Source organism: Spirillospora sp. NPDC046719, assembly GCF_040645715.1.
Taxonomy (GTDB): Bacteria; Actinomycetota; Actinomycetes; order Streptosporangiales; family Streptosporangiaceae; genus Spirillospora.
This window is the reverse complement of sequence record NZ_JBEYYT010000435.1, coordinates 1-7,694: the sequence shown is the minus strand read 5'-3', so window position 1 is coordinate 7,694 and position 7,694 is coordinate 1. Positions and strand designations below refer to the sequence as shown.

The following is a 7,694-nucleotide window of genomic DNA, read 5'->3' as shown; positions in this document are numbered from 1 at the left end:
CGCGTTTGAAGGGTTTTTCTCCGGTCATTACCAGCCGTTGGCAGTGACGAGGAGGGGAGCCCGGATGACGGCTGTGGACGGCCCGCCGGACACCAGCGCCGCGGACGCGCTGGCGCGCCACCGCAAGGGGATCAGGATCGGCGACGTTCTCGCCACCACCGACCACAAGGTGGTCGGCTACCTGTACCTCGGAACGTCGTTCGCGATGTTCCTGATCGCCGGGCTGATGGCGATGCTGATGCGGGCCGAGCTGATGCGGCCGGGCATGCAGGTGATGAACGAGCTGCAGTACAACCAGCTCTTCACCATCCACGGCACCATCATGCTGCTGCTGTTCGCGACGCCGCTGTTCGCGGGGTTCGCGAACGTCATCGTGCCGCTGCAGATCGGCGCTCCCGACGTGGCGTTCCCTCGCCTCAACACGCTCAGCTACTACCTGTTCCTGTTCGGCGCGATCATGGTGCTGGCGGGCTTCCTGATGCCGGGCGGCGCGGCGGCGTTCGGCTGGTTCTCCTATTCGCCGCTCTCGTCCTCGACGTACTCGCCGGGGCTCGGCGGCGACATGTGGGTGATGGGGCTGGTCGTCTCCGGGTTCGGGACGATCCTCACCTCGGTGAACCTGATGACGACGATCATCGGGATGCGGGCCCCCGGCATGGTGGTGTTCCGGATGCCGATCTTCACCTGGAACACGCTGCTGACCAGCGTGATGGTGCTGATCGCGTTCCCGGTGCTGACAGCGGCGCTGTTCGCGCTGGAGGCGGACCGCAAGCTCGGCGCGCACGTCTACGACGGGGCGAACGGGGGCGCGCTGCTGTGGCAGCACCTGTTCTGGTTCTTCGGCCATCCCGAGGTCTACATCGTGGCGCTGCCGTTCTTCGGCATCGTCACCGAGATCCTCCCGGTCTTCTCGCGGAAACCCGTCTTCGGGTACCTCGGCATGGTGTGCGCGACCATCGCGATCACCGGCCTGTCGATGACCGTCTGGGCGCACCACATGTTCGCCACCGGGCAGGTGCTGCTGCCGTTCTTCTCCATGACGTCGTTCATGATCGCGGTGCCGACCGGCATCAAGTTCTTCAACTGGGTCGGCACCCTGTGGAAGGGGCGGCTCACGTTCGAGGCGCCGATGCTGTGGGCGATCGGTTTCCTCGTGACGTTCCTGTTCGGCGGGCTGACCGGGGTGATCCTCGCGTCACCGCCGATGGACTTCCACCTCACCGACTCCTATTTCGTCGTCGCCCATTTCCATTACGTGCTGTTCGGGACCGTGGTGTTCGCGATGTTCGGCGGGTTCTACTTCTGGTGGCCGAAGATGACCGGCAAGAAGCTCGACGAGACCTGGGGCAAGATCCACTTCTGGACGCTGTTCGTCGGCTTCCACACCACCTTCCTCGTCCAGCACTGGCTCGGCGCCGAAGGCATGCCGCGCCGCATCGCCGACTACCCGAAGCAGTTCGCGACGCTGAACCTCGTCTCGTCGATCGGCGCGTTCATCCTCGGCGCGTCCACCTTCGCCTTCCTGTGGAACATCTACCGGACGCACCGCCGTGCCCGGCCGGTCGAGACCGACGACCCGTGGGGCCACGGCGCCTCGCTGGAATGGGCGACCTCGTGCCCGCCGCCCCGCCACAACTTCACGACGATGCCGCGCATCCGTTCCTACCGGCCGGCGTTCGACCTGCACTTCCCGCCGAAGGAGCCTCCACAGGAGTCTGAGCCGGCGCTCCCGCAGCCCCCTGCGGGCTCCTGAACGAAGCCCGACGCAACCCCCTGTAGGCCCATGAACGGCGCCGGGGGCCTCCGGGTCAGGAGCCTTGCTTCTTCTCCTTCTCCACGGCGCCGTCGCGCTTGAGGTCGCCCTGCCCGCCGCCGTGCGACTCGGTCTGGTAGTTGAGGTAGAACCGGTTGGTGCGGGTCCGGACCTGCGTGCGGACGCGGCCGGGCGTCGGCAGCGGGATGATGTGGTGCGGGTAGGCCGCGACCAGCTCGCGGGGCTGCCGGGTCCGCAGGATGGCCGCCTCCTCCGGCGCGGACCGCTCGTGCCGCTCGACGTACCCGCCCTCCGGCGTCAGCGAGATCAGCCCGCTCTCCACGCCCTCCTCGCGCTTCTGCAGGTCGCGGCGCTGCAGGCTGAGGCAGACGCGGCGGGCGACGATGAACGCGAGCACCGGGAAGACGAAGAACCCGACGCGGAAGAACCACGTCGTCCAGAACAGCGGGATCTCGAAGGCGTTGGAGAGGATGTCGTTTCCGCCGGCCGCCCACAGGTTGCCGTACCAGGCGATGACGCCGGCGCCGATCGCCGTGCGGGTCGCGGCGTTGCGCGGGCGGTCGAGCAGGTGGTGGATGCGTTCGTCGCCGGTCGCCCATCTCTCGAAGAACGGGTACAGGCCGATGAGGGTGAAGAACACGCCGGGCAGGACGACCGCGGGCAGCAGCACGTTCCAGCTGACGGTGTGCCCGGCGACGGTCGTCGAGAGCGGCCCCATGATGCGCAGCGAGCCTTCGAGGAAGGCGATGTACCAGTCAGGCTGCGACCCGAACGACACCTGGACCGGATCGTAGGGCCCGTACAGCCAGACCGGGTTGATCTGCGCGAACGTCGCCAGGGCGGCCAGGAACCCGAAGGTGTAGAGGAAGTAGGCGCCGCTCTGCGCCATGAAGCTCGGGAAGGTCGGCTCGCCCTGCACCGCCTGCTCGCGGCGTCCCTTACCGGGCCACTGGGTGTGCGTCTGGTGCCAGAGGATCATCAGGTGCGCGGTGATGAGCGCGAGCAGGATCGCGGGGATCAGCAGGATGTGCACGGTGAACAGCCGCGGGACGAAGCTCTCGCTCGCCGGGAACTCGCCGCCGAACATCCAGAGCATCAGGTACGTGCCGACGACCGGGATCGAGAGCACGATGCCCTCGGCGATGCGCAGCCCGGTGCCCGACAGCAGGTCGTCGGGCAGGGAGTAGCCGGCGAACCCCTCCAGGACCGCCAGCGTGAACAGGGTGACCCCGATCACCCAGTTGATCTCGCGCGGCTTGCGGAACGCGCCGGTGAAGAAGATCCGCAGCAGGTGGACGCAGATCGCCGCGAGGAACAGGTTCGCGGCCCAGTGGTGGATCTGCCGCATCAGCAGCCCGCCGCGCACGTCGAACGACAGGTCCAGCGTCGACGCGTACGCCTCGCTCATCTTCACGCCGCGCAGCTGGGAGTAGGAGCCGGTGTAGACGATCTCCGTGCCGCTCGGCCGGAAGAACAGGGTGAGGTAGACGCCGGTCAGGATGAGGACGATGAAGGAGTAGAGCGCGATCTCGCCGAGCAGGAACGTCCAGTGCTTGGGGAACGCCTTGCCGAGGTTCGTGCGCAGGAAGGTGGTCGACCCGAGCCGGTCGTTCACGCCGTAGACCAGCTTCCAGCCCGCCGGCATCCGCTGCTTCCCCCCGCCCCGGCCCCGCCCCGCCATCGCACTCCTCCTGATCAAGCGGACTGTCCGCTGGGCGGGTACCCGAGGGGGCGGGCCACAAACGGCGAGGCCGGGGGCTCAGCCGTCCCGGTACAGCTCGGTGAGCAGCTCGACGGCGTGCCGGGCGGCGGGGTGCGGGTCGTCGTGCCACCACGCGAGGCGGACGGCGATGGGCGCGGCGTCGCGCAGCGGCCGGTAGACGACGCCGGGCCGCCGGTACTGGTCGACGGTGCTGCGGGCGGTGACGCCGACGCAGCCGCCGGCCGCGACGGCGGCGAGCCAGTCGTCGATGTCGGCGGTGTGCCGGGTCGCGGGCCGGGTGCCGGGCGGCCACAGGTCCACGGTGGTGGTGCCGGTGCGGCGGTCGACGAGCAGGGTGCGGCCGGCGATGTCGGCCAGCCGGATCGAGCGGCGCCGCGCCCACGGGTCGTCCGCCGCCATCGCGCAGTACCGGGGTTCGAGGCCGACGACCACGGAGTCGAAGCGGCGCGGGTCGGGGTCGACGCGCACCACGGCGATGTCGCAGGCGCCTTCGGCGAGCCCGCCGGTGGCGGTGTTGGTGCGGACGAGCCGCAGGTCGATGTGGGGCCAGCGGCGCGGCCAGAGCCGCTGGAAGGCGACGGTGTGCCGGCCCATCGCGGACCACGCGTACCCGATCCGCAGCCGGGCGTGCCCGCTCGTCGCCTCCGCGACCAGGTCGTCGGCCTCGGCGAGCAGCCGCCGGGCCCGCGCGAGGACGCGGACGCCGGTGGCGGTCGGGGTCACGCTGCGGCTGGTGCGGCGCAGCAGCCGGACGTCGAGGGCCCGTTCCAGGGACGCGAGGGTCCGCGACACGGCCGCCTGCGAGACGCCGAGCTCGATCGCGGCGTCGGTGAACGTGCCCGCGTCCGCGATGGCGACGAGGACCCTCAGCTGCCGGAGCTCCACATCCATGACGCAAGCGTATAGATGGCGCCTCGCATGCATTTTGCGCAACCGGCGGGCCGCCGCATGCTCGGGGCATGGAGACCGGCGGGTCGGTGGAGACCAGAGCGGAACCGCGGCGCGACGTCCGGGCCGGAGGCGCGCGCGGCCGCCTCGCCGGGGTCGCGATGATGCTGGGCAGCGCCGCGTCCAACCAGACCGGCGCGGCGGTCGGCGCGCTGGCGTTCCCGGTCGTCGGGCCCGCCGGGGTGGTGGCGGTGCGGCAGTGGGTCGCGGCGGCCGTCCTCCTCGCGGTCGGGCGTCCCCGGCTGCGCTCCTTCACGGCCGCGCAGTGGCGGCCGGTGCTGGCGCTCGCGGCGGTCTTCGCCACGATGAACCTCTCGCTCTACACCGCGGTCGGGCGCGTGGGCCTCGGCCTGGCCGTCACCTTGGAGTTCCTCGGGCCGCTGTCCGTCGCGCTGGCGAGCTCGCGCCGCCGCACCGACCTGGTGTGCGCCGCCGCCGTGGCCGCCGCCGTCGTCGCGCTGACCCGGCCGCGCCCCACCTCGGACTACCTCGGCATCGGCCTCGGGCTGCTCGCCGCCTGCTGCTGGGCCGGATACATCCTGCTCAACCGGTCCATCGGGCGGACGCTGCCGGGCGCGGAGGGGTCGGCCGCAGCGGCGGCGCTGTCCGGGCTCGTGTTCGTCCCGATCGGGGCGTTCGTCCTCGTCCGGCACCCGCCGACGGCGGGCGCGCTGGCCTGCGCGGGCGCGGCGGGCGTGCTGTCGTCGGCCGTCCCGTTCCTCGCCGACCTGCTGGCGCTGCGCCGCGTCCCGGCGCGGTTCTTCGGTGTGTTCATGAGCGTGAACCCGGTGCTGGCGGCGGTGGCGGGGCTGGTCGTCCTCGGGCAGGCGCTGCACTGGACGCAGTGGCTCGCGATCCTCGTCATCGTCACCGCGAACTCCGCGAGCGTGCTGACGGCGCGCGCCCCCTGACGTCCGGCGGCGCCCGGCCGTCAGGCGCTCGCCGCGTACAGCACCTCGCGCAGGCCGGGCATCGTCTCCCGGTCGGTGCGCCACACCAGGCGGAGGCTGAGGTCCGGCGCGTCGAGCGGGATGCGGGCGAGGGCGCCGGAGCCGAGCCGGTCCCGGACCGCGAACTCCGGCAGCAGCGCGATCCCGAGCCCCCGCTCCGCCCAGGACGCCATGACCGTCACGCTGCCCGCCCGTACCCGCTCGACGCCGGGCCCGATGACCCGCTCGCCGGCCAGCCAGAACGAGCACGCCGGCACGTTCACCAGCAGCCGCTCGCCCGCCAGGTCGCCGGCGGTCACCCGCGCCGCGGCGGCGAGCGGGTGGCCGGGCGCGGCGACCAGCGCGAGCGGGACCGGCTCCACGTCGACGAAGCCGAGCGGCGCGGGCGGCGGGGCGAAGCCGAGGTCGCCGAGGCCGGTGCCGGCGTCCAGCAGCAGCGCGGCCTCCAGGTCGCCGGCCGCGACGGCGCCGAGCAGCTGGTCCCGGGCGGCGTCCGCGTGGACCTCCACGCGCAGGCCGGGCCGCCGCTCGGCGACCCGCGCCAGCACCGATGGCACGTGCGTCGCCGCGATCGTCTCCAGCGCGCCGAGCCGCACCACCGGGACCCCGCCCGCGACCTCGCGGCGCGCCTGCTCGGCCTGCCCCAGCAGCCGCCCGGCCCAGCCGCGCATCCGCTCGCCCGCCGCGGTCAGCCGCATCCCCTTCGGCCCGCGGTCGAACAGCGCGACGCCGAGGGACCGCTCCAGCGTCCGGATCTGCTCCGACACCGACGACGGCGCGAGGCCGAGCGCGTTCGCGGCGTCGGTGACGGTGCCGTGCTCGATGACGGCCTCGAAGGTCCGCAGCTGGCGCAGTTCCATGCCACGGCAACCCGCGCGGAGCGTTCGGATATTCCGAACGCGGCGTGCGGGCGGGCCGGTGGAGCGCCGGACCGCCGGTTCCGAGACTGGGGCGTCATGAGCACGGTTCTCTCCCCGGACCCGGTGGCGGCCCCCGGCGCGCGGCGCCGCCCCGCCCTGTTCGGCATATCCCTCGGCTACTTCATGGTGCTGCTCGACACCACCGTCCTGTCGGTGGCCGAGCCCGACCTCGCCCGCTCCCTGCACGGGACGGTCGCGGGCCTGCAATGGGCCGTCACCGGTTACACCGTCGTGTTCGGCGCGCTGCTGCTGTCGGCCGGCGCCGTCGCCGACCGGTACGGCGCGCACCGCGCGTTCCGCGCCGGCATCGCCGTGTTCGGCGCCGCGTCGCTGCTCAGCTCGCTGGCGCCGGACCTGTGGACGCTGGTCGCGCTGCGGGCGGTGCTGGGCGCCGCCGCCGCGGCGTGCGTGCCCGCCTCGATGGCGATGATCAGCCGGCTCTTCCCGGTGCCCGCCGAGCGCGCGAAGGCCGTCGCGGCGTGGGCGGCCACCAGCGGCGCGGCCCTCGCCGCCGGGCCGATCGCCGGCGGCGCCCTGGTCGGGCTGGCCGGCTGGCGGGCGATCTTCCTGATCAACGTGCCGCTCGCCGTCCTCGTCCTCGCCCTCGTCGCCGGTCCGCGGGTGCGCTGCCCGCGCGGCGACCGCACCATCGACTGGCCCGCCCAGGCCGTCGCCTGCGTCACGCTCGGGCTGCTCACCGACGCGCTCATCGCGCTCGGCTCCGGCGCCGCCGTCCACGCGGCCTGCTCGGCCGCCGGGACGGCCGCCGCCGCGGCCGCGTTCGCGGTGCTGGAGCGGCGGAGCGCGGCGCCCGTGCTGGTCCCGGCGGTCCTGCGCGCGCCCGGCATGCCGGGGTCGCTGGTCGCGGGCGCGGCGGTCAACTTCGTGATGACCGGGGTGCTGTTCGTGCTCCCGCTGGTCTTCCAGGAGACGCTCGGGATGTCGGCGCTGCGGACCGGCCTCGCGTTCCTGCCGATGACCCTGCCGTTCGCGTTCAACCCGCTGCTCACCGGCCGGATCGTGGCGAGGACCGGGCCGCGCCCGCCCGTCCTCGCCGGGCTCGGCCTGCTCACCGCCGGCGGCGTGCTGCTCGGCGCCGTGATGGCCGCGGGCGCGTCCTACCCGGCGCTGCTCGCGGGCCTGCTGTGCACCGGGTTCGGCGTCTCGTTCGCGCTTCCGGCGCTGGCGACCCTGGTCGTCACCAGCGCGCCCGAGGGCACCGCGGGCGCCGCCGGAGGGCTGCTCAACGCGGTCCGCCAGCTCGGCGCGACCCTCGGCGTCGCGATCATGGGCGCGTTCGCGGCCGTCGGGCACCGGAACGGCCAGGCCGCCGAGGCCCTGTTCGTCGCCGCCGCCGTCTGCGCGGCCGCGCTCGCGGC

The 7,694-nt window shown here is 73.1% G+C and carries 6 protein-coding genes; 3 read left to right on the top strand and 3 right to left on the bottom strand.

Features of this window, described 5'->3' with window-relative positions; all coding sequences use genetic code 11:
- The first annotated feature begins 64 nt into the window (after positions 1 to 64).
- On the top strand, positions 65 to 1,753 hold the full coding sequence (ctaD, locus tag ABZ914_RS42125) for an aa3-type cytochrome oxidase subunit I (protein ID WP_500200310.1): 1,689 nt from the start codon (positions 65 to 67) through the stop codon (positions 1,751 to 1,753).
- 55 nt (positions 1,754 to 1,808) lie between these two features.
- On the opposite strand, the gene qcrB is transcribed toward ctaD, so the two are convergent.
- Together qcrB and ABZ914_RS42115 are read right to left on the bottom strand one after the other, a co-directional pair.
- A complete protein-coding gene (gene qcrB, locus ABZ914_RS42120; protein ID WP_500200308.1) occupies positions 1,809 to 3,455 on the bottom strand; it encodes a cytochrome bc1 complex cytochrome b subunit in 1,647 nt (548 codons plus the stop codon).
- Positions 3,456 to 3,533: 78 nt separating this feature from the next.
- Entirely contained in the window at positions 3,534 to 4,388 is an 855-nt protein-coding gene (locus tag ABZ914_RS42115; protein ID WP_500200306.1) for a LysR family transcriptional regulator, read from the bottom strand.
- A gap of 68 nt (positions 4,389 to 4,456) precedes the next feature.
- Here ABZ914_RS42115 and ABZ914_RS42110 point away from each other — a divergent pair, with 68 nt between their 5' ends.
- On the top strand, positions 4,457 to 5,356 hold the full coding sequence (locus ABZ914_RS42110; protein WP_500200304.1) for an EamA family transporter: 900 nt from the start codon (positions 4,457 to 4,459) through the stop codon (positions 5,354 to 5,356).
- A gap of 20 nt (positions 5,357 to 5,376) precedes the next feature.
- Here the strand turns inward: ABZ914_RS42110 and ABZ914_RS42105 are convergent, their stop codons facing one another.
- Positions 5,377 to 6,255: a LysR family transcriptional regulator gene (locus ABZ914_RS42105; RefSeq protein WP_500200302.1), complete on the bottom strand. Its 879-nt coding sequence runs from the start codon at positions 6,253 to 6,255 to the stop codon at positions 5,377 to 5,379.
- Between the two features lie 96 nt (positions 6,256 to 6,351).
- On the opposite strand from ABZ914_RS42105, the gene ABZ914_RS42100 reads away from it, so the two are divergent.
- On the top strand, positions 6,352 to 7,694 hold a 1,343-nt coding region (locus ABZ914_RS42100), incomplete at its 3' end, for an MFS transporter (RefSeq protein ID WP_500200300.1).

Coding starts and splice junctions, on each gene's coding strand:
- ctaD (WP_500200310.1), top strand. CDS start 65: ATGACGGCTGTGGACGGCCCGCCGGACACCAGCGCCGCGGACGCGCTG.
- qcrB (WP_500200308.1), bottom strand. CDS start 3,455: ATGGCGGGGCGGGGCCGGGGCGGGGGGAAGCAGCGGATGCCGGCGGGC.
- ABZ914_RS42110 (WP_500200304.1), top strand. CDS start 4,457: ATGGAGACCGGCGGGTCGGTGGAGACCAGAGCGGAACCGCGGCGCGAC.
- ABZ914_RS42115 (WP_500200306.1), bottom strand. CDS start 4,388: ATGGATGTGGAGCTCCGGCAGCTGAGGGTCCTCGTCGCCATCGCGGAC.
- ABZ914_RS42105 (WP_500200302.1), bottom strand. CDS start 6,255: ATGGAACTGCGCCAGCTGCGGACCTTCGAGGCCGTCATCGAGCACGGC.